At 73.8% G+C, this 21,738-nt stretch carries 12 protein-coding genes and 1 pseudogene; 5 read left to right on the top strand and 8 right to left on the bottom strand.

The features are described 5' to 3' along the window. The 6 genes and pseudogenes from ABZ896_RS38150 to ABZ896_RS38175 all read right to left on the bottom strand — a co-directional run. Window positions 1-393 (bottom strand): annotated as a pseudogene (locus ABZ896_RS38150) (hypothetical protein); the annotation flags it as partial. Then, window positions 390-4,481, bottom strand: a complete 4,092-nt coding sequence (locus ABZ896_RS38155; RefSeq protein ID WP_360939440.1) for a tubulin-like doman-containing protein — start codon at window positions 4,479-4,481, stop codon at window positions 390-392. The pseudogene ABZ896_RS38150 and the gene ABZ896_RS38155, both read right to left, overlap by 4 nt. A gap of 107 nt (window positions 4,482-4,588) precedes the next feature. Next, complete coding sequence (locus tag ABZ896_RS38160; protein ID WP_360939442.1) at window positions 4,589-7,030, bottom strand: VWA domain-containing protein; 2,442 nt, start codon at window positions 7,028-7,030, stop codon at window positions 4,589-4,591. A gap of 209 nt (window positions 7,031-7,239) precedes the next feature. Continuing rightward, complete coding sequence (locus ABZ896_RS38165) at window positions 7,240-8,460, bottom strand: hypothetical protein (RefSeq protein ID WP_360939444.1); 1,221 nt, start codon at window positions 8,458-8,460, stop codon at window positions 7,240-7,242. Continuing rightward, window positions 8,457-11,573, bottom strand: a complete 3,117-nt coding sequence (locus ABZ896_RS38170; protein WP_360939446.1) for an ATP-binding protein — start codon at window positions 11,571-11,573, stop codon at window positions 8,457-8,459. Before ABZ896_RS38170 ends, ABZ896_RS38165 begins: the two co-directional genes overlap by 4 nt. Continuing rightward, window positions 11,574-13,325 (bottom strand): hypothetical protein, encoded by a 1,752-nt coding sequence (locus ABZ896_RS38175; protein WP_360939448.1) that lies wholly within the window; start codon window positions 13,323-13,325, stop codon window positions 11,574-11,576. A gap of 353 nt (window positions 13,326-13,678) precedes the next feature. On the opposite strand from ABZ896_RS38175, the gene ABZ896_RS38180 reads away from it, so the two are divergent. The 5 genes from ABZ896_RS38180 (at window position 13,679) to ABZ896_RS38200 (ending at window position 19,409) form a co-directional block, all read left to right on the top strand. Then, window positions 13,679-14,467 (top strand): DUF4142 domain-containing protein, encoded by a 789-nt coding sequence (locus tag ABZ896_RS38180; protein ID WP_360939450.1) that lies wholly within the window; start codon window positions 13,679-13,681, stop codon window positions 14,465-14,467. A 120-nt stretch (window positions 14,468-14,587) separates the two neighbouring features. Beyond that, window positions 14,588-15,892 (top strand): DUF692 domain-containing protein, encoded by a 1,305-nt coding sequence (locus tag ABZ896_RS38185; protein WP_360939452.1) that lies wholly within the window; start codon window positions 14,588-14,590, stop codon window positions 15,890-15,892. Window positions 15,893-16,036: 144 nt separating this feature from the next. Beyond that, window positions 16,037-16,807 carry a DUF4142 domain-containing protein gene (locus ABZ896_RS38190; protein ID WP_360939454.1) on the top strand — a complete coding sequence of 257 codons (771 nt, stop codon included), beginning with the start codon at window positions 16,037-16,039 and terminating at the stop codon, window positions 16,805-16,807. 100 nt (window positions 16,808-16,907) lie between these two features. Beyond that, a complete protein-coding gene (locus tag ABZ896_RS38195; RefSeq protein WP_360939456.1) occupies window positions 16,908-17,690 on the top strand; it encodes a TIGR04222 domain-containing membrane protein in 783 nt (260 codons plus the stop codon). 126 nt (window positions 17,691-17,816) lie between these two features. Then, window positions 17,817-19,409, top strand: coding sequence for an alpha/beta hydrolase (locus tag ABZ896_RS38200; RefSeq protein WP_360939458.1), 1,593 nt, complete (start codon window positions 17,817-17,819; stop codon window positions 19,407-19,409). Window positions 19,410-19,467: 58 nt separating this feature from the next. On the opposite strand, the gene hemQ is transcribed toward ABZ896_RS38200, so the two are convergent. Next, window positions 19,468-20,199 carry a hydrogen peroxide-dependent heme synthase gene (hemQ, locus tag ABZ896_RS38205; RefSeq protein WP_360939460.1) on the bottom strand — a complete coding sequence of 244 codons (732 nt, stop codon included), beginning with the start codon at window positions 20,197-20,199 and terminating at the stop codon, window positions 19,468-19,470. Window positions 20,200-20,204: 5 nt separating this feature from the next. Continuing rightward, a complete protein-coding gene (hemG, locus tag ABZ896_RS38210) occupies window positions 20,205-21,644 on the bottom strand; it encodes a protoporphyrinogen oxidase (protein WP_360939462.1) in 1,440 nt (479 codons plus the stop codon). Window positions 21,645-21,738 lie beyond the last annotated feature (94 nt).

Raw genomic sequence — 21,738 nt, forward strand, 5'->3', positions numbered from 1 at the left:
CGCACCACTTCTCGGCGCAGAACACCAACCCGGCCCTGGACCTCTACCGCGAGTCGGGGTGTCGGGGGCGGCCGCGGACCGGCCCCGCGGCTCGTCCCGGGCGGCGACGAGGGCGTCCTCGGCGTCGGGCAGGTCGCCGACGACCAGACCGAGCAGCCACGCCTTGGTGCCGTAGCCGAGGATCATCTCGTACAGGCTGTGGTGGTCCATCAGCCCGCGCGGGGTGTCCAGCAGGAGGAACCGGTAGTGGCCGTTGCCCGGTTCCGGGAGTCCCTCGGTGCGCAGCTGCTCCTGGACCGCGGCGCGCAGGGCGCCGGGGCTGGCCAGGGTGTGCGCGCCGGAGCGCAGGTCCAGCACGATGACGGCGTGCGCCGTGTCTGTCGTCCGGCTCACTCGGAGTCACCCCACGGGTCGTCGGCGGGCCCGCGCTCGGTCGTCCTGCCGGTCGCCGGGTCCGGTGCGGAGGGGTCCCGGTCGTCGTTCTCGGTGGTCCACGGGAAGGCGCTGTCCTTCGTGTCGGGCCAGCCGTCGCCCGCGGGCGCGGGAAACGGCGGACAGTGCGCGAAGGGCGGTACGGCCGACCCCGCGCCGTGCGCCGACAGGTGACCGGCGTCGCCCTGCGCGCCGTCCGGGTCCTCGGCGGGAGCCGACGCGGTGCCGTACGGGTTCGCCTGGGCGGGGAAGGACGGGGCGTCGGAAGCGTCGGTCTCCCAGGGGAAGTCGTCGCCGGTGCTGGTCGGTTCGGCCTCGTGGGTGGGCGGCTCGGCGCTGGTGGGTGGTTCGACGCTCGGGGTGCCGTGGCCGTCCCGGGCCGCGGAGGTGCCGTGGCCGTCCCGAGCCGCTGAAGTGCCGGGGGTGTCGGGAGCGGGGAAGGGACGGGAGGTGGAGGCGTGGGTGGAGGCCGTGGTCTCGTCGTCCGTCGCCGGGGTGCCCGTGAGCCGTTCCGGCCAGGAGGGCTTCTCCGGCCAGGCGTACAGGTCGTCGCCGTCCCCGGGGGCGGAGCGCGGGCGCGGGGCGGAGGGCTCGGCGGGCAGCGAGGGCTCCTCGGCCGGCGCAGCCGAACCGCGCCGACCACGCGGCTCGTACCTGACGTCGGACTCGTGTGGGGCACGGGACTCGTACCGGACGTCGGACTCGTGTGGGGCACGGGACTCGTACCGGACGTCGGACTCGCCCCGGGCATCGGACTCGTACCGGACGCCGGGCTCGTCCCGGGAGCCGGGCTCATGGCCTGTGCCCGTGTCTTGCCGGGCGCTCGACTCGGGTCGCAGCGGTGTCGTCCCCCAGTCGTCCTCGGCGCGGCGGCGGGGCGCGGGGGGCGTGAACGGGTGGGCGGGAGAGGGGGGTTGGCCCAGTACGGCCGCTTCGAGGAGGCGGAGCGTCGGCTGGAGGGCCCGCTTCTCGGTGAAGGTCACGTCCAGGGCGCCCGGCAGGGTCTCGGCCCAGAACTGCCGCAGCGGGCGCATCCATTCGACCGACCACTGCCCGGTCTGGAGCTCCAGCTTCTCCAGGAGCTCCAGCTGGCGCCGGGCGATGTCCTTGACGAACCGTACGTAGAGCGGGTGCGGGGTGCTGCCGGCGAGCGCGAGGCCGTTCGGCTGGACTCTCATCAGGACGCTGCAGTAGTCCTCGACGATGCGCCCCTCGTCGAGCAGCGCCCACCGTTCGTAGGAGCGCAGCAGTCCGGCCCAGCCGGAGATCTCGCCCTGGTAGTCGTCCAGACGCAGGGTCATGCCCGGGACGTCGGGTCCGTCCTCCTCGTACAGCCGCACCCGGATCCGGCGGGGTGACTCGATGTCCCCCTCGACCACGGTGACCTGGCCGTTCCACATCGCGCAGAGCAGGCGGTGCAGGATGTGCCGGCGGTCCTCCTCCGTACTGGCCAGCCAGTCGTCGCGGTAGCCGAGCCGCTGCCGCCAGCCCAGCACGTCCTCGCTCTGTTCCACGTCCCGGGCGCGCGCCCACCGCCGCAGGACGTTACGGGCCTCGGGCACCTCGGTGAGGCTCATCTCGCTGCGGAAGAGCACGACCGTGATCGAGTCGGTCTCCACGCCCCGGAACTCGATGGACCGCTTGCCGTCGCGCGGCAGCAGCAGGGACTTGCGCAGGTACTCCTCGACCGCGTTCTTGTTCTGGATCCGGGGATAGACGATGAGGATCTTCAGCGGTCCCCCGCCCTCGGGCACGAACCCGTGGGGCAGCAGACCCGCGATCTTGAACCGGAACTGTTCCAGCGCGCCCTTGCCGATGTCCTCGGCCGTCTCGCCGACCCCCGCCGCCGCGCTCAGCAGCATGGCCATGGACGGCAGCAGCGGACGTTCGTCGGCGAGCGCGCCGCTCTCCGCGAAGAGGGTCTTGACCCGCTGCTCGACCACCGACTTGACGGTGGCGACGGCCGCCGCGGGGTTGCGCCGGCCGACGGCCTGCGCGGCCTGCCAGGCGTCACCGTCGACGAGCTTGAGCAGCAGCGCCGACTCGTCGTCGTTCTCACGCAGGTTGACCCGCTTGACCAGCCGCTCCCGCAGGTCGTCGTAGAACTCCAGCAGGTTGCCCTGCGGGGGCAGCAGATAGGAGACGCCCGTGCGGTCGTCGTACAGCTCCTGGACCTGTTCGTCGAAGGCCCTCGGCTCCTCCTCCATGTGCTTGCGGAACGCCTCGACGAGCAGGCTCACCTCGGTGTTGAGGGCGGCGGCGGCCGGGCGCCAGCGCTGTTCCTGGCGCCGCCAGCCCTCGTGCCAGACCGCGCGGCAGCGCCACTGGAACCAGCGGTCCTGCGCCTGGACGGCCGCCGCCACGTCCGCGTCGCCCCAGCGCGCCTTCGACAGACCGCCGATGCGGCCCCTGATCCGGGGAACGGGCGGCGGCTGGGTGTCGACGCCGGACGGGCGTGCGGGCTGCCGGCTGCGGTTCTCCAGCATGCCGAGGAAGCCGAGCACGGTCACCGGGTCCGGGTCGCCCGGCACCCCCTTGATGACCCGGTCCGCCTGGAAGATGTCGACGGACCGCAGCAGCCGCTCCAGTGCGGGGCGGGGCGCGAACTGCTCGGCCAGCGCGGGTGCCCGGCGGTCCACCCTGCGCCGCAGGTCCTCCGTCAGCGCCTGCATGTCACTGAGCCGGTCGCGGAGCGCCTGTTCGATGGCGACACCGCCGCGGGGCAGCGGATCGGGTTCCGGCACCGGCAGCGCCTCCCGGGTCCACAGCTCCTCCAGCCCGGAGTCGGCGAACATCTTGCGGACCGTGCCCGCGTACTCGTGGCTCGCCTTGGCGGTGGGTTCGGTGAGCCTGCGGACCGACGCGGCCAGCATCCGGGAGGAGACCAGTTCGGCCAGCTCGTCGAGGGGTGCCGTCATCGAGGCGACCAGGCTGGTCGACACGCCCCGGTGGCCGATCCCGGAGGCGGCCCGCGCGGCCCGGTGCAGACCGCGGTTGATGAAGCTCGCGGCGAACGTCTGGTAGTCGTCGTCGGCCCGCGGACGCGGCCCGCTGCCGTCGCCGAGTTCGGTGCCGACGAGCGACATCACCAGGGAGACGATCGAGCGGCGCAGGTCGTCGGGGCGGATGCCGGCGGTGCGGCTGAACAGGAAGGCGGTCGGCACCATGCCGGTGCGCAGCCGGATCGGGTGGACGCCCGGGTAGCGGATGTGCATCGCGGCGTCGAGGTCGGTGTCGCCGAGGTCGGACTCGGCGGTGGGCACGTTCTGTTCGTCGACCAGCCGGAACAGGTCCACCACCGCGCGTGCGGCGTTGAGTTCGGCCTCGCGGCCGCCGCCCGCCGAGGTCGGGAAGGCCGAGGGCATGACCACCAGCGGGTAGATGCGGGCCCCGGTGAAGTTCTTGGCCCGGAACGCCTCCCCGATGAGATGGAGGTAGTCGAGGAAGATCCCGGCTCCGGTGCCGCCGGCCACGGAGTGGGCCACGAACACGTCGCAGCCGGACATGGGCCCGCCGCCGAGTTGGCTGAGTTCGCCGCCGGACCGGCTGATGGCGTCGATCGCCTGCATGAGCGGCCCCATGACGGGGTCCAGGCCGTTGCGCAGGGTGCCGAACAGGGCCGCGCGGCCGACGGTGGGCAGCTGGCCCGCTCCGTTGCGCAGCGGGGTGACCTTGGGTTCGCCCGCGCGCGGCGGCAGCCAGCCGCTCACCTCGTCCCGCATCACGGCGCGCAGTTCGCGGGTGACCTCGGGCGAGCTGTCGTGGTCGGGGAGCAGGTCGTGGGTGGCGCGGGCGGTCCGGCTGTAGGCGGCGCGCAGGCCGGCGTCGGCGCTGAGGTGGGGCAGCCGGGCGAGTTCCGACTCGCTGAAGTCGGCGTAGACGAACTGGAGGCACTCGGGGAGCTGGTAGCGCAGGGGGATGCCGAGGCTGTTCAGAGCCGTGCCGTCGGGGCCGCAGAGTTCGGCGCGCAGCCGTCGTTCCAGCTCGGTTCCGACGAGGCCGCCGGTGCCGCCCAGACCGACGAAGAGCATCGGCTGGAAGATCTTCATGGTGTGGTCCTCCGCCGGGACGGCTGACGTCCCGGTCGCTGGTGGGGAAGTGCGTGGGTTCGTGCGGTCGTGCGGCGCGGGCCCGCGGGAGGGGCCGGCGCGGGACCTCAGAGGTCCGGGTGGTCCGCCGGGTCCGGGACGCCGACGGGGTACGCGCCGTTGTCGTAGGAGTCCGCCGACGGGCCGGCCGGGGCCGGGCGCGCGGTGCTGCGCCGGTCAGGCAGCGGCGAGCGGATGCCCCGGCCGGCGGAGGGGCGGCGGCCCTTGCTCTCGACGACGTGCAGGGAGAGCGGGCCGTCGAGAGGCACGGCCTCCCCGAAGCGCAGGGTGCGTTCGCCGTGGCCGCTGATCCGCAGGACCACTCCGCCGTTGAGGCCGCGCCGCACGGCGTACGTCCCTCTGGAGCGCCGGACGAGCCGGGGGCTGTCGGAGGCGGTGTCGACGACGTCGAACTCGTACCAGTTGCCGCGACCGGTCTTGGCCTTGCCGCCGCCGACCAGGGTGCCGTCGGCGTCCCGCAGTTCGAAGAGGAGCCCCGCGGGTGCGATCCGCAGACGGTTGACGCGACGCCGGAAGACCAGCAGCACGGCCACGCCGGCCAGGGCGAACGCCGCGGGGATGGCGACCTTCCACCACTTGTCCCAGAGCCGCTCCAGCTCGCCGGGGACGGCGGTGACCGTGATGGCGAGCGGCGCGTCGTCCAGGACGCGGCCGCCCTCGACCGCGATGACCTTGCCGCCCAGTTCGGTGCCGTCGCCGTCGACGGGGGCGCCGAGGTCGTCCGCGGCGGCGACCTCGACGGTCACGGGGACGGTGCGGGCCGCGCCGGGTTCGACGCGCACCCGGGTGGGGCTGACGCTCAGGCCGGTGCCCTTGCCGTCGGCGACGGAGAGCAGCACTTCGTGCGGGGTGCCGCCGCGGTTGCCGACCTTCAGCGTGCCGGGCACGCGGCCGCCGGGGTGCACTCCGGCGGGCGGGATGTCGAGGACGGCGTCGAAGGTGGAGTTCGCCGGGGAGACGCCGGTGGGGTAGTAGCGGGTGTCCGGGCTGAGGCCGACCGATTCGACCGTGCTGGTGAAGAGCAGGGAGCCGGTCGCCTGGCGGGGCACGGTGACGGTTCCGGAGAAGACGCCGTCGGAGCCCTTCTTGTCCGGTCCCGTGCCGTCGTCGGTCAGGGTGATGGGCACCTGCCGGCGGAAGCCGTCACCGGTGAGCCGGCCCACGACGGAGATGCCGCGCAGATCCCGCTCGTCGAGCTTGACGCTGCCCGGCGTGAGCACCTCGACCTCGACGCGGGTGCGCTGTCCGGCCCTGGGCGAGGGCTTCTCCAGGCGGATGTCGGAGCGTACGGCGCCCCGCCACAGGGCGCTGATGCTGGCCACCCGGTCGCGGTGGCCCTCGGGTGCGTCGAGGCGCACCCGCCAGCGGCCGGGGAGGGGGCGGGTGACGCGGAGCGACTCGACGGCCTTGCCGCGGCCGGTGAACTCGAAGGAGGAGCCGCCCGTCCGGGCACCGTCCGCGGAGTCGCTGATCCGGTGTCCCCGGGGGTCGTAGTAGGTGGCCCGTACGGCGGGATCGCCCTTGGAGACGACGATGGTGCCCTCGGTGGCCAGCGGGGAGACCCGGACGTGGAGGTCCGCGGGCGGGCGGCCCTGGCTGCCGGCCTCCTGGTAGAGACACCGTGCGGCGGCGAACGCCGCCTGCAGGGCGCGGCCGAGCTGCTCGGCTCCGGGCACGGTGGCCGCCCTGGGGCGGGTCTCCGGGAGGTCGCGGCATCCGTCGTGGTAGCCGGCGGCGGCCATCTCCTGCAGCCGTTCCTCGTCCACGTCGTCGCCGAATCCCAGGGGCCAGATCTGCACCTTGGCGTCCCGGGCGTCCTTGAGCGCCTGGGCGAGGTCCGCGTCGGCCTGGGCGTCCCGGGTGGTGGGGTCGAGGCCGCGGTAGCGGTAGCTGTCGCGGACGTCGAGGTGTCCGTCGGTGAGCAGGAACAGCACTCTGGGGCGGCCGGGGTCCCGGGCCTCCACGAGACGGGTGACGCCCTGGCGTACGGCGGAGATGAAGTCGGTGCCCGATCCCTCGGCCTCGGTGCGCCGGTTCAGTCCGGCGGCGCACTGGCCTATCCGTTCCCGCCCCACGCTGTCGAGCTGCCGCATGGGACAGACCTCGTCGACGGGTGACTGCCCGGCGCTGGTGGCGTCGGCGAAGCCGTAGACCATCATCCGCGACCGTGCGGAGGGTTCGCCGACCGCGATCGAGGAGACCGCGTCCTTCTCCCGGTCGAGGTCACCGGCGCCCAGACTGGCCGACTCGTCCACCGCTACGGCGTAGTCGACCGGGTCGTCGGTCGTCGCGGCCTTCGTCGTGGCCTTCGTCGTGATGGAGTCGAGCGGCCGGCCCGCTCCGGTGGCGGTGGTGTCGGCGGCGGCCGGGACCGCGCCGGGCAGGGTCACCGCGGCGAGCGCCATGGCGGCGAGGCCGTAGGCGCTTCGGCGCGCCTGTGTTCGTACGTGGGTCCGGACCTGGGTCCGCACCCCCCTTGAATGTGTCACGACGATCCCCCTGGAATTCCCCGTTCTCTCGGCTGCCGACGGAATGAGCCCCCAGCGTCGGCGCCGGTGTCGCACAGCTTAGGGTCACGCGCCCCCGCCTTTGGCTGAAATTCCCCTCTTTCCGAAGGACCGGGTGATCAATCCGAAAAAGAGATCACACAAATAAAGCAATCGATCACACCCGGATAATCGGTGAATCCATTTGCCCATTACTGTTCTTTTCTGATCCGGCGCAGGACTCGGACCAGTCCGTGCTTGCCCTTCTGCTCGGCGGCCCGTGCGAGGACCTCCCAGGAGGGCGGCGGAGCGAGCTCCAGCTGACGGCTCAGAGCGGCCACCCCGGTGCCGACCGCGGCGGGGTCCTCGCGCAGCCGCGCGGTGAGGGAGGAGTCGAGGCGCTCGACGAGCGCCCAGGCGCGGCTGTCCCGGTCCGCGCACCACAGCTGGAAGAACGACCCCCCGTCCAGCAGCTCATGCGTGCCGATCCGGGCCGGCCCCAGCCCCTCGGGCCCGTCGAAGGCGCCGGGCGGCAGGGTCACCCGCCAGCCGCCGTGCCGCCGGTCCCAGGCGGGCCGGTACCGGCCGAGTCCGTGTTCGCTGAGCCAGCGCTGGATCTGCTCCTCGACACCGGCGATCCCGCTCGTCTCCGCGCCCCACAGGTCGGCCACGAAGGCCGGGGTCTCCTCGCAGGCGGCGGTCAGGTCGGGATCGTGCCGGCCGTCGTGTGCCGCCGTGTGGACCAGGTGCCGGACCCGGCCGTCGTCCTCGACCGCGCGCACGGCGTAGACCGGCAGGTACACCTTCTCCGGCACGCCGACCCGCACCGGGTCCTCGATGCCCGGCGGCAGGTTGAACCGCGCCCGGTCGGGGTGGTCGGCGAGTTCCCGCACCGCGTCCTCGCGGAACGCGGGCGAGTCCAGACGGCGGACCACCCGACCGCGGTGCCTCGGCGCCGGGCCGTCCCGGGGGACGAAGGAGACGGTCGCGCTCGTGTAGTGGGGCGCGGTCAGCGGCCGTGAGCGGAAACCGTCGAAGTACAGGCGGCGGCGGTCACCGCGGATCACCGTGTACCGCGTGCCGTCGGCCATCGACCGCCGGCCCAGCTCGGTGAGCCCGATCCGGCCGTCCGCCCCGGTGACGTGCTCGATCGCGGTCAGGAAGGCGAGCGCCTGCCGCAGCAGGGCCGGATCGAGCGCCAGGAAGGCGGCCAGTTCCGCGGCGGACCGCAGTCCGCACTCGCCGATCGCCCGCTCCACGAAGCGGTCGACGAGTTCGTACGGCTGTCCCTCGGTGACGGTCGCGCGTACCTCCACGCTCCACACCGGGAGCAGCACGGCCTGGACGCTCGTCGGTACGAGGCCCAGGACGAACGCGGTGTTCTCCAGCACGCGTTGCTCGGGGAACGGCATCAGACGGCCCGGCCCGCTCACCGTGCGCCGCCTTCCCGTCCGGTGCCCTCGACGAGGGCGCGCACCTCGCGGTACTGCCGGATCTCGCCGTGGACCGAGAGGTGGGCGCGCAGGGCGCGCGCCAGTTCCCGGAAGGGGCGGTCCCCGGCCTCGGTCAGCGTGGACAGGTCGCCCACCAGCACCAGTTGGCGCCGGGCCCGGGTGAACGCGACGTTCGCACGGCGCAGTTCGCCGAGGAATCCCACCCGGCCGGCGCGGTTGCTGCGGGTGAAGCCGTAGAGGATCACGTCGCGTTCGCCGCCCTGGAAGGAGTCGACCGTGCCGACGTTGAGCTTGACCTGCCGGGGCCGGCCGGTCCGCTCGGTCAGGGCTTCGGTGACGAGCGCGGCCTGTGCCGCGTACGGGACGATCACCGCCCACTCCTCACCGCGTTCGTCGTAGTGGGCGGCCAGCAGGACGAGCAGTTCGGCCTCGGCCCGGTTGACGTAACCCGGATGCTCCTCGCCGGACTCGCGGCGGGCCGGGCGCTCCGACCGCCGGTCCGCCGGGAGCCGCGCGGTGTCGACGAACGCCATCGGCGTCCGGAACAGCCGCGCGTCGTGCGGCAGTCCGGGGCCGGGGGTGCGGAGCCGGCCCTCGTAGAAGGCGGCGGACACGAAGTCCGCGACGGCGGCCGGCATGCGCCGCTGGTGGGTCAGGGTCACCACCCCGGTGGCGGGCAGCCCCGCGCAGAGCTGTTCCAGCGCACTGGCCGCGACGAGGGCCTCGGTGTCCGGGTCCGGGTCGCGCCGGGCCCAGTCCCGGACCTCGGCGTCGACGTAGGGCGGCAGTTGCCGGTGGTCGCCGACGAGCACGGCGCGCCGGGCGCGCACCAGGGGCACGAGCAGGTCGGGGACGGCGATCTGCCCGGCCTCGTCGACGACGGCCAGGTCGAAGTCGACCCCGGCCAGTTCGGGACGGGCGGCCACGCCGATGCAGGTCGCCGCGACGACGTGGGCGTAGCGGATCAGCTCGGTGTGCAACTGCCCCGCGGCCCCCGCGACTTCCTGCCGCCACTCGGCCAACAGCCCACGCCGGGCGGCCAGCAGGGGCAGCCGTTCCGTCAGCCGCTCGTGCACCGCGAACAACCGCCGGTCGACGGCGTCCGGTACGGCCCCCTCCCCTACGTCCCCGTCGGGCGCCTCCGGTACGGCGACGCCGTCCCCTTCGTCGTCGTAGCCCCCGTCCTCCTCCACCCCGGCCGTCGCCTCCCGGCACCGTCGGGCCGCCTCGACGGCCCGGGCCCGGCAGGTCGCGGTGTTCGTGCGGGCGGTGTCCAGGGCCGTACGGGCGACATGCACGGCCGGGATGTCACGGGTGGCGGCTTCGAGGGTGGCCTCCGCCTCCTGGAGCCGTACGCGGTTACGGGCCCGCGCCTCGTCCAGCGCGGTCGCCGTCGCGAGCGCGGAGGCGAGCCGCCGGGCGTCGAGGCGGGCCCGTAGCCGGTGCAGGGCCCGGAGTGGGACCCGGAGCGGGGCCCGTAGGAGACGGCGGCCGGGCGGGGGCGGCGCGGCACGGTCGGCGGAGCTGAGCCTTGCCATCCGCGGCGCGGCGCGGTCGGCGGAGGTGAGCCGTTCGATCCGTCGCGCGACGCGATGCCGCTTCCGCGCGAGCTTCGCCCCTTGGGCGACGAGCCGGTCGACCTGCCGCGGCGCCGGGCCGCCGACCGCGCGCCGGGCCGCGTCGAGCGCCCGTAGGGCGGCCGCCTCGATGGTCAGCAGGTCGCGCAACTCCGCGACCTCCCGGCCGAGTTCACGGCATCCCTCCTCGACCGCCGCCGCGTCGAAGGGACGGTCGAGCCTGGTCCGAAGCCGGTCCAGGACGCCCTGCCGCAGCCCGGCGGCCTGCTCCTCCAGCAGGTAGGGCAGGCCCTCCGAGGTCACGGCGTTCTCGTTCCCGACCCGGACCACGACCAGGTCCTCGGGCAGCCGGCCGAGCACGTTGTCGACGGCGCGGTTGGTGTGCGAGGCCACCAGGACCCGCGCGCCGGTGCGGGACGCCGCGATCGTCCGGGCGATCTCGCCGATCACCCTGGTCTTCCCGGTGCCGGGCGGGCCGAGGACGACCAGCAGGTCCTCGACGGCCAGGGCCTTGCGGAAGGCCTCCGTCTGGTCGGGGTCGAGGTGCTCGACGGGTGCGTCGGCCGACGGGGCCGACGGGCGCAGCCGGTGGTCCACCAGCACGTCGAGCAGGTAGGGATTGGCCGACCGGCGCTCGCGCAGCGTCCGCAGCGCGGCCCGCTGCCGGGTGTGGACGGCCTGTCCGGCGGTGACCAGGAGGGCGCCCTGCGCGGGCACGCTCTCCCAGGCGAGGGCCCGGTCGAACGACACGGTGACCGGCCCGCCCGGCGCGGGCGCGGGCAGCACCCGGCCGCGCTGTCCCGGTTCCCCGACGACGGCCACGAAGGCGCCCTCGTCGGGCCTGCGGTCGCCCACCAGCCGGAAGGCGTAGACCGCCCGGGTGCCGTGGCGCCGCTCGCCCGTGGCCGAGACGCTCCGGTAGGGGAACTCCTCCACCGCGTCGGCCCGCGCGAGCGCGAGGTCCTCGCCTGCGTCGACGAGCCGCTCGACGCCGGCCAGGAAGGCGCTGTGCCGGTCCGTCAGCGCCGGCCGGTACGCGCGTGCGGCCCGCTCGTCGACCAACCGCTGCCACGCGGCCGCCAGCAGGTCCCAGTGCGCCCGGCTGCCGCGGGGTACCTCCCCGCGCAGATGACAGGACTGCCAGCGCACGGGCCGTACCAGCAGACAGCCCTCGGCGACTTCATGGTGGCGTTCGAGGCCGAGCGGCCGGACGGAGCGCACCTCGTAGGCGTTGCGCCGACGCCGGTCCAGACACAACCGGGCCACGTAGTCGCGGCCGTGGACGAGCAGACACCGGTCGCCCACCCTGCCCCACCGGTCCTCGACGGTCGTCGGCACCGCGCCCCGGCGGCCGAGGTCCGCGGCGAGGTCGTGGACGTCCTTCGGCAGCGGTCCGGGCGAGCCCGGCGACCCGGACGTCCCCCGCTGTGCCCGCAGTGCGGCCAGCTCCCGCTCCAGCGACGAGCGGGCGAACAGGACGAGCGGGTCCGGCAGTTCGACGGTACGGCGGTGCATCTAGGCGTCTCCGAGCAGGTCCTCGCGCGCCCGCCGGAACGCGTCGCCCGTCTCCCGCGCGGTCGGGCGCTCGCCCGGGGACTGCGCCAACGCGGCGCCCATCGCCCGCTCCAGGCTGTCGGGGACGGTCCCGAGGCGGGAGCGCAACGGCCCGGGCGCACGCGGCTCCGGAGGGTGGCCGACGGCCAACGCGTAGGTCAGGGCGGCCAGTTGGTACACGTCGGTGGGCGGCCCGATGCGGCCCGGCGGATGTCCGAGCCACTGTTCGGGGGCCCGGTAGGGAGGCGGTCCCTCCCCCGGGCGCGGGTCGCCCCCCGCGAGTCCCAGGTCGCGCAGCACCAGCCGGCCGTCGTCGCGTTCGATGATTCCGTCGGGGGTGAGACTGCGGTGGGCGGTGCCCGAGCGGTGCAGGACGCCGAGGACGTCGTAGAGCCCGGCCACCCGGTGGAGCAGGTCGACGAGTTCCGTCCGGTCGAGCGGGGTACGGCGGTTCGTGGCCCACGCGGTGTGCAGCGTCGGGCAGGGGGCGCCGCCGCGGGAGACCGGCCAGGGCACGGCGAGGACGGCTCGGTGGTTGCCGATCGTCTCGTGCCACCCCCGCGCGGGCAGGCCCGCGGAGCGCCGGTGGAGCCGGCCCAGGAGATCGTGTTCCCGGCGGAGCGCGGCGAGCGCCCCGAGGGCGTCCTGGGTGGCGAAACACACCTCGCTCTGCCGCAGCCAGACAAACGGGGAGTCGGCCGCGCCCCCCGGGGGCCGCAGCCGCCGCGCGACCGCCGCACGCTCGATGAGGGAGCGGTCCGCGCTGTACCGCTCGGTGTTCAGCTCGTCGTGCAGCAGGTAGTGGTACGCGGGGGTCGGGAACTCCTGCCCGCCCGCCCAGACCGCGGGCACCTCCGGCGCCGCCTGCGTCTCGGGCGCCGGCGTCTCGCTGCGGTACGTCACGATCCGCTGCGCCGGCAGCACGGGCGGGGGAGGTTCCGTGCCGGGCCCGTCCGCGTGCCGCAGCTCGCGGACGACGGAGAAGGCGAGCGCGGCGGCGTTGCGGGCGGCCACGGCCTGCCAGTCCTCACGGTCGCTGCGCGCCTTGTCGCCGTCCGCCCGGTCGCTGATTCCGCGGACGACGAGCGTGCGCAGACCGTCGTTGAGGTGACCCGCGTGGGCCACGCCCGCGCCCTCCGTCTCGACGGCGACGGCGTCCTGGTAGTGCCGGTCGAGGCGTTGCCGCACCGGGGAGTTCACCGCGTCGACGACCACCTCTCCGGCGGCGATGGGCTTGAAGTGCACGGCCGCGGGCCGGCCGGCGCTGGTCGGAGGCAGCGGCCGCGCCCATGTCCCGCAGACGTCGACCAGCCTGGCCAGCTGCACCAGTTCGTGGTGGGCGGGCCAGGACTCGGGCCGGGCGGCGAACCCGTCGGGGGTCTCCTTGCCGCCGTGGTATGCGTACACCTTCGTCGCCACGACGACGTCGCCGAGGGCGAGTTCGCTCTTGAGGCCGCCGGCGACGCCCACCAGGAACAGCGCGTACGGGTCGACCGCGGTGACGATCCGTTCCGTGAGGGCGGCCGCGTTGGCGTTGCGCTCGCCGAGCTGCGCCAGCACGACCTTCCACGGCGTCCCGTCGAGCCAGCCCTCCTCGGTCACCGTCCCCTGGAGGGTCGGCCCTCTGCGCACCGAGACCAGTCCGGCCCGAACGGCCTTGTATTCCACGGGAAGCGCGGTGACCACCGCGACCGTCCGCACGTTTTCCCGCATACCGCTCACCGATTCCCCCCGCCGCCGCGCCCACCGCCGAGCGGAACCTACTCCCCGGGACTTCCCTTTCCGCGTCTTGTCGGGAATTGCCCTCCGAGGGAAAGAAAAAGAAAGGAAACGAAAACCGCGGGGCCGCTTCACCCGCACATACGCACACCGGTCGACCGCCCGTGCGAGGCGGACCCGTCCGTGCGGCCCCGCGACGACCCGGCACGGCGCCGACCGGCCGCCCGACTTTGCCCGCCCTTTAAATTTTTACCCGCGCTTGAACATCGGCGCCGACCCCCGCGTATCTCCAGGCACTGGCCAGCACACCCAGTCCCACGACCAGTCGGATTCCCCGGGAGGCATCCATGTCGCGCGTCAACGGTACGGCTTTCGTCATCGCAGCTCTCGTCACCACCGTCGGCGCGCTCGCCTTCCCCGTGTGGTCGTACGCCGACCGTTCCGGGACGCCGGAGGCGAACCTCGCGGCGGGCACCGTCAGCACCCAGTGGGGTCCGCTGACCGCAGCGGACCGCGACCTGATCGTGCGGGTCCGGCTCGCCGGGCTGTGGGAGCTGCCCGCCGGCCAGCAGGCGATGGAGCGCGCTCCCAGCGAGGCGATCAAGGAGGCCGCCGACCACCTCATCGTCGGCCACACCGACCTCGACAAGCGGGTACGGATCGTCGCCGCCCAGCTCGGCGTCGAACTCCCCAACCAGCCCAACGAACAGCAGCAGGGCTGGCTGCAGGAGATGACCAACGCGACCGGCGCGGACTACGAGTACAAGTTCGCCAACCTGCTGCGCTCCGCGCACGGCAAGATCTTCCCGGCGATCGGCGCGGTCCGGAACCAGACCCGCAACACCCTCGTACGGCAGCTCGCCTCCGACGCCAACCAGACCGTGCTCGACCACATAACCGTTCTGGAGAAGACCGGCCGGGTGGACTTCGACGCCATCGCCAACGACTCGGTCGCGGGCTCGACGGCCAGCCCGTCCGGCCCGCCGGCACCGGTCCCGGGCCAGGTCGTCCCCTCGGCGCCGGCCGCGGAGGCGTCCGGGAACGTGAGCACCACGTCGCGGCCCTCGCCGGCCGAGCCGGGCACGGTCAACACGGGCCGGCCCGACCCGGTCGACTCGCAGGGCGTGCTCCAGTAGGGGATGCCTGGACCTCCCGGCCCGAACCTCAAATGTTGCTCTGAACGTCCTCGGAGCGGGGTTCGGGCCCGGGGACCGGGGCCATACCTCCGTCACACCGCGCACGGGAGGGAGACGACCATGGAGCGACTGGGCACGGGCATCGGATGGCGGCCGGAGATCGCGGACGCCGTGGAGGCCATGCCGGGCATCGACTGGGTCGAGGTCGTGGCCGAGAACGTCTGCCCCGGCCACCTGCCGGAGTCCCTGGAGCGGCTGCGGGCCCGCGGCGTCACGGTGGTGCCGCACGGTGTCTCGCTCGGCCTCGGCGGGGCGGAGCGGCCCGACCCGGAGCGGCTGCGCGCGCTGGCCGAGCGGGCCGAGGCGCTCGGGTCGCCGCTGGTCACCGAGCACATCGCGTTCGTCCGGGCGGGCGGCACACTCACCGCCTCACCGCACCTGGAGGCCGGACACCTGCTGCCGGTCCCGCGCACCCGGGACGCGCTCGCCGTCCTGTGCGAGAACATCCGGATCGCGCAGGACGCGCTGCCGGTGCCGCTCGCCGTCGAGAACATCGCCGCACTGATCTCCTGGCCCGGCGAGGAGCTGACCGAGGGGCAATTCCTCTACGAACTCGCCGAGCGCACGGGCGTACGGCTGCTGATCGACGTGGCCAACCTGCACACCAACCACGTCAACCGCGGCGAGGACCCGGCCGAGGCGCTCGGCGAACTCCCCCTGGAGGCCATCGCCTACGTCCATGTCGCGGGCGGATTCGTCCGCGACGGTGTCTGGCACGACAGCCACGCCCACCCGGTCCCGCGTCCCGTCCTCGACATCCTCACCGACCTCGCGTCCCGGGTGTCCCCGCCGGGGGTGCTGCTGGAGCGCGACGAGAACTTCCCCGAACCGGCCGAGCTGGAAGGGGAGTTGAGGCAGATCCGGGAGGCGGTGGAGAAGGGGGGTGCGAGTCGGCGGGCGGTGACCGTCGCGAGGGCCTCCGGCGCCGCACCCGAAAGCACCGCGACCGAAAGCGCACGGCAGCGGCTCGCGTTGGCGCAGACCGCCCTGCTCTCCGCCCTCGTCGCCGGAACCCCCGTACCCGAGGGGTTCGACCGGGTGCGCATGGGCGTGCAGGCGCGGGCTCTTGCCGGGAAGCGGGCGGACGTGGTGGCGAAGGTGGCGCCCGAACTGCCCCTGATTCTCGGCCCTTTGTACCGTGGCGCCTTCCTTGCGTACGCCCAGAGCCGGCCGATGACGTCCGGCTACCGGCGCGACGCCCTGACCTTCGCCGAACACCTGCTGCTGGAGGGGCGGTTGGCGGACGCCGGGACGCGGCGGGAGATCCGTGCGTGGTGGCTGGAGCGGTCGGGACCGGTGCCGCGCTCCCGGCGGCCGGCCGTGCGGCTGGCCCGGGCCACCCGGAAGGTGCTGCTGCGGCGTTGAACGTGGTGGCGCGGGCCCGGGCAAAGACCTCCACATCGCTCTCCCCGCGTTCACCCTGGTTCGGCACTCCGCACAGACCCCGCAGTAACATGCCAGTGCCGCACCCGAAACGCACTGGCGTGCGGTGTCTGAGCAGGAGGCACCATGCCACGTCGAAAGCCCGTCAGGGGCCGGGGCATCTTCACCGGCACCGGGATCATCATCACCGGGCTGCTCGCGACCCTCGTGGCGCTGATCTTCCCCCTCTGGTCGTACTCCGACCGCTCGGACACGGGGCTGTCCGTGCTCAACGCCGGGACGGTGACGACGCCTTACGGCCCGCTCTCCGCCCTGGACCGGGACTTCATCACGAAGGTCCGGCTGGCCGGGCTGTGGGAACTGCCCGCCGGTCAGCAGGCCGAGCAGAAGGGCACCACCCAGGCCGTACGGACGGCGGGGCGGCACCTCGTCGAGGGGCACACGTTCCTGGACCAGCGGGTGCGTCAGGTGGCGGCGCAGCTCGGGGTCGCGCTGCCCAACGAGCCCAACGACCAGCAGAAGCAGTGGCTCGCCGTCCTGGACCAGGCCCAAGGCGTGGACTACGACCGGCAGTTCGCCAACATCCTGCGCCTCGCGCACGGCCGGGTGTTCTCCGTCGTCGCGCAGGTCCGCGCGAGCACCCAGAACTCGCTGGTGCGGGCGCTCGCCGACGACGCCAACACGACCGTGCTGGACCACATCAAGATCCTGGAGGCCACCGGCTACGTCGACTTCGCCGCGCTGGCCCAGGACATGGCCTCCGGCAGCACCCCGTCGGCCGCCAACTCCCCCGGCCCGACGGCCGATCCGGGCCAGGTGGTGCCGGTCACGCCGTCGCCCGCCTCGACGTACTGGCTCCCGCCGGCCGCCTCCAGTCCGCCCACGGCCCAGCCGTAGGTCACTTCAGGACAAACGGAACGTCACGCGCCGACAACACTCCGTCCGGATCGTGAACAGCCCATGGCGCCCGCCCGCGCCTTTGGCATAGAAACGCGGCATGTTCTGGGTTCTTCTCCTGCTGCTGGCCTGGGCCGCCGCCGGCACCGCGTGTACGCGGCTGTGCCTGGCCGCCGTACACGCGGCGGCCTCGGAGGCGGACGCCCGGGCACACGATCTGACGCTGTACGAGGCCGCCTTCCTGTCCGGCGGTCCCCGGCGGGTCGCCGACCTCACGCTCGTCTCCATGGCCCGCCAGCACCGGCTGCTGCTGGCCCACACCGGCTGGGCGACCGTCGTCGACCCCCGGGGACGGGACGAGATGGAGCGCTCGGTGATCGGCGCCATCGGCCCCGAGGGCCAGTCCCGGATCGCCCCGGTGCGGGCGGACGCGGCCGCGGCGGACGCGGTGCGCAGCCTCGCCGACCGGCTCGTCGACGCCGGGCTCGCCGTGCCCGACGGGGCCCGGTCCGGTATCACGGCGGCGGTCCGCCGGGTGCGGCTCGCCGTGGTGGCCGTGCTCGCCCTGGGCACGGTCGCGCTGCTGCTGCCCGCCCCGCCGGACATGCCCCGGCACCTGGTCGCCCTCTGGTTCGGGCTGCCGCTCGCGCTGACCCTGAGCGTCCTGGCGGTCGCGCGGATGGAGATCAACCCGTACTCCCGCTGGGCCTCCCCCGCGGGGCAGCGGCTGCTGGGCGCCCTGGCCCGGCGCACCGGCGGCACGGACGAGCGGACGTACCTCACCTGGGTCGCCGTACGCGGTATCAGCGCGGTCGGCGAACCGGATCTGCGAGCGGCCTTCGCCCACGGCCAGCCGCACCGCGAATCGGCCTGGCGCGGCTGAGCGCGAGCGGGCACGGCCGGGGCGCACGGAAGCATTGGCCCCGACACCGGCCGTGCGGTGCTTGCCTTCGCCGACCCCCGAACGAAACATCCCTTTTGTCGCTGCCGCGCACCGAAGGGATACGCGATGAGAGCTCCCGCCCTCTACACGGCCGCCGGGTCCTTGCTCCTGACCACGCTCGCCGCCGCCCCCGCCTCAGGTGTCCCGGCCGTACCGGGCGCACCGTTCGCGGCCGAGCTGCACGGCACGGCCGTCGCCGCGGCGCGCGCGGCGGCGGCCGGGATCGACTTCGGCGCGTGCCCGGAGGTGGAGGAACTGCCGAGCACCGTGGAGTGCGGCACGGTCTCCGTCCCGCTCGACTACGCCCGTCCCGACGGCAAGCGGATCCGGCTGACCGTCAGCCGCGTGCGGGCCACGCAGAAGGACCCGCACAACAGCAAGCGCCGGGTGCCGCGGCAGGGCGCCCTGGTCTACAACCCGGGCGGACCGGGCGCCTCCGGCATGTACTTCCCGCTGATCGGCGCGCTCCCCTCGTGGAAGCGGCTCGCGGCGGCCTACGACCTCGTCGGCTACGCCCCGCGCGGGGTGGGCCGCTCGGCGCCGCTGTCCTGCAAGGACCCGAAGCAGTTCTTCAGCGCGCCCTCGCAGGCGCCGACGCACCCCTCGGAGTCGTACAAGAAGGAGCGCGTCGCGCAGGCGAAGGCGTACGCGCGCGGGTGCGCCCGGCGCACGGGCAGCGCGCTGCGGTACTACACCTCGCTGGCCAACGCCCGTGACCTGGACGTCCTGCGGGCCGCGCTGGGCGAGCCGAGGCTGACGTTCATGGGGGCGTCGTACGGCACCTACTTCGGCGCGCTGTACGCGACCCTCTTCCCCTCGCACGTGCGGCGGATGGTGTTCGACTCGGCGGTGAACCCGGATCCCGAGCAGATCTGGTACCGCAACAACCTCGACCAGTCGGCCGCGTTCGAGGGGCGCTGGACGGACCTCCGGGAGTGGATCGCCCGGCACGACGACGTGTACGGGCTCGGGGACACGGCCGAGGAGGTGCTGCGCAGTTACGAGCGGGCCGCGGCGCGGCTGGCGGCGGAACCGGCCGGCGGGAAGGTCGGGCCGGGGCAGCTCCAGGGGGCCTTCCTCCAGGCCGGGTACTACGACGACTACTGGCCGCACCGGGCCGAGGCACTGTCGGCGTACCTCAAGGGCGACCCCAAACCGCTGATCCAGCAGGCGGGGCCGCATCCGGAGGCGGCGAAGGAGGCGGAGAACGCGGCGGCGGTGTACACGGCCGTGGAGTGCAACGACGCGTCCTGGCCGACCGAGTGGGCCGTGTGGGACCGGGACAACACACGGCTGGCGCGGGTGGCGCCCTTCGAGACCTGGGACAACGTCTGGACGAACCTGCCCTGTGCGTACTGGCTCGCGCCGCGTCAGCAGGTGCTCGATGTGCGGACCGGGCCCGGGGAGGTGCCGCCGACGCTGATCCTCGCGGCCGAGCGGGATGCGGCGACGCCGTATGAGGGGGCGCTGAAGCTGCACCGACGGCTGTCGGGGTCGGTGCTGGTGACCGAGCGGGACTCGGGGACACATGGAGTTGCCGGGGGCTCCAACCGGTGCGTCAACTCGTATGTCGATGCGTATCTGTTGGAGGGGCGGCTTCCGGTGCGGCGAGCTTCGTGTGCGCCGCATCCGGAGCCGAGACCACGGGTTGCGCGATGAGTGCCGGGTGCGGGTTGTCTGTGGCTGGTCGCGCAGTTCCCCGCGCCCCTAAAGGGCGTTACGCCAGCCCGGCGATCAGATCTGCTACCGACTTCCTGCGGCCCGTGTAGAACGGGACCTCCTCGCGGACGTGCATGCGGGCCTCCGACGCGCGCAGGTGGCGCATGAGGTCGACGATGCGGTACAGCTCGTCCGCCTCGAAGGCGAGGATCCACTCGTAGTCGCCGAGGGAGAAGGAGGCGACCGTGTTGGCGCGTACGTCGGGGTAGCCGCGGGCCATCTTGCCGTGGTCGGCGAGCATGCGGCGGCGGTCCTCGTCGGGCAGGAGGTACCAGTCGTAGGAGCGCACGAAGGGGTACACGCTGACGTAGTCGCGGGGGTTCTCGTCCGCGAGGAACGCCGGGATGTGCGAGCGGTTGAACTCGGCGGGCCGGTGCAGCGCCATGTTCGACCAGACCGGCTCCAGCGCGCGCCCCAGCCTGGTGCGGCGGAAGAGGTTGTACGCCTCCTGCAGCTGGTCGCTGGTCTCGGCGTGCCACCAGATCATGACGTCGGCGTCGGCGCGCAGCCCGGACACGTCGTAGGTGCCGCGGATCGTGACGTCCTTGGCGGCGAGCTGGTCGAACAGCTCCTGGACCTCGTCGGCGTAACCGCTGCGGTCCTCCGGCAGCACGTCCTTCAGCTTGAAGACGGACCAGAGCGTGTAGCGGATGACCTCGTTGAGGTCCTTGGCCAGCTTGCCCTTGTTCGGGACCCGGCCGGACTCGGGGGTGGGGGCGTCGTTGCTCATGGCTCTCATTCTCCCGCTCCGCCGTGCAGGCTCTGCACCGGGTTCGCCGTCAGCTCCTGTACGGCGGTCAGGTCGCCGTCGATCTGGTCCACCGCGGCATACGCGCTCGCGATGCAGGCCGGGATGCCGACGCCGTCGTACTGCGCGCCGCACACCGCGAGGCCGGGGAGCTTCGCCACGTGCTCGCGGACGCGGGCCACGCGCGCGTGGTGGCCGACGGGGTACTGGGGCAGGCCGTCGGTCCAGCGGGTGACGCGGGTCTCCACGGGGGTGGCGTCGAGGCCGGTGGCCGCCTTCAGGTCCGCGCGGGAGACGTCCACGAGGCCGGCGTCGTCGCGCTCCAGGATCTCCGTCTCGCCGTGGCGGCCGACGGAGGTGCGCAGGACGAGGAGGCCGGGGTTCTCGTCGGCGACCCAGCCCCACTTGCGGGAGGAGAACGTCGACGCCTTGATGGTGCGGCCGTCGACGGGCGGGACCAGGAAGCCGCTGCCCTCGGGGAGTGTGGCCTCGGAGCGGCGGTAGGCGAGGGTGACCAGGGCCATCGAGGCGTACTCGACCGTGTCCAGCTCGGCGGCCGCCTCGGGGGTCTCGGCGCGCAGGAGGTCCGCGGCTGCCGGGGCGGGGGTCGCGACGATCACGGCGTCCGCGTGCAGCAGACGGTCCCCGGTGACGACCCGCCAGCCTCCATTGACTTCGCGGCGCAGCTCGGTGACCGGTGCCCCGGTGACGATCTCGCCGCCGCGCGCGCGGACGGAGTCGGCGACGGCGAGCGGGAGGGTGCCGATGCCGCCGGCGATGCCCATGAACACCGGGCCGGTCTGCTGGTTGGCGGCCATCCTGGCCTGGATCTCGCGGACGCCCTCGGTCAGCGAGGTGTGGGTCCTCGCGACCTGGAAGAGCTGCGGGACGGCCGAGCGCATCGAGATGCGGTAGGCGTCGCCCGCGTACACCCCGCCGAGCAGCGGCTCGATGAGGCGGTCGACGACCTCGCGGCCCAGGCGCTCCGCCACGTACTCCCCGACCGCCACGTCGTCGCCGACCTCCGTGCGCGGCAGGTCGGCGTCCCGCTCGATGCGGGCCAGCCCCTCGTCGGAGAGCACGCCCGCGAGGGCGTCCGCGGTGCCGGGGACGCCCATGACATGGCCCTTGGGCATGGGGCGCAGGGCGCCGCGGGTCCAGATCGAGGCGGTCGCGGTGGCGGGCGGCTGGAGCCGGTCGGCGAGGCCCACCTCGCGGGCCAGGGCCACCGCTTCCGGTCGGCGCGCGAGCATCGACTCGGCGCCGAGGTCCACGCGCGCGCCCGCGATCTCGCCGGGCAGCAGCTTGCCGCCCACCCGGTCCGTTGCCTCCAGGACCGTGACGCGCGCGCCGCGCTGCACCAGTCGGTGGGCCGCGGCGAGGCCCGCGATGCCGCCACCGATGACGACGACCTGTGATCCGCTCATGTCCCCAGCCTCTCAGACCCCACTGACACTCCCCCGGCGGCCCGGTGTCCTTCACGAGTCCTGACCGTGACCGCATCGGAACCGCCGCGGTCCA

The organism is Streptomyces sp. NPDC047072, from assembly GCF_040643855.1.
Taxonomy (GTDB): Bacteria; Actinomycetota; Actinomycetes; order Streptomycetales; family Streptomycetaceae; genus Streptomyces.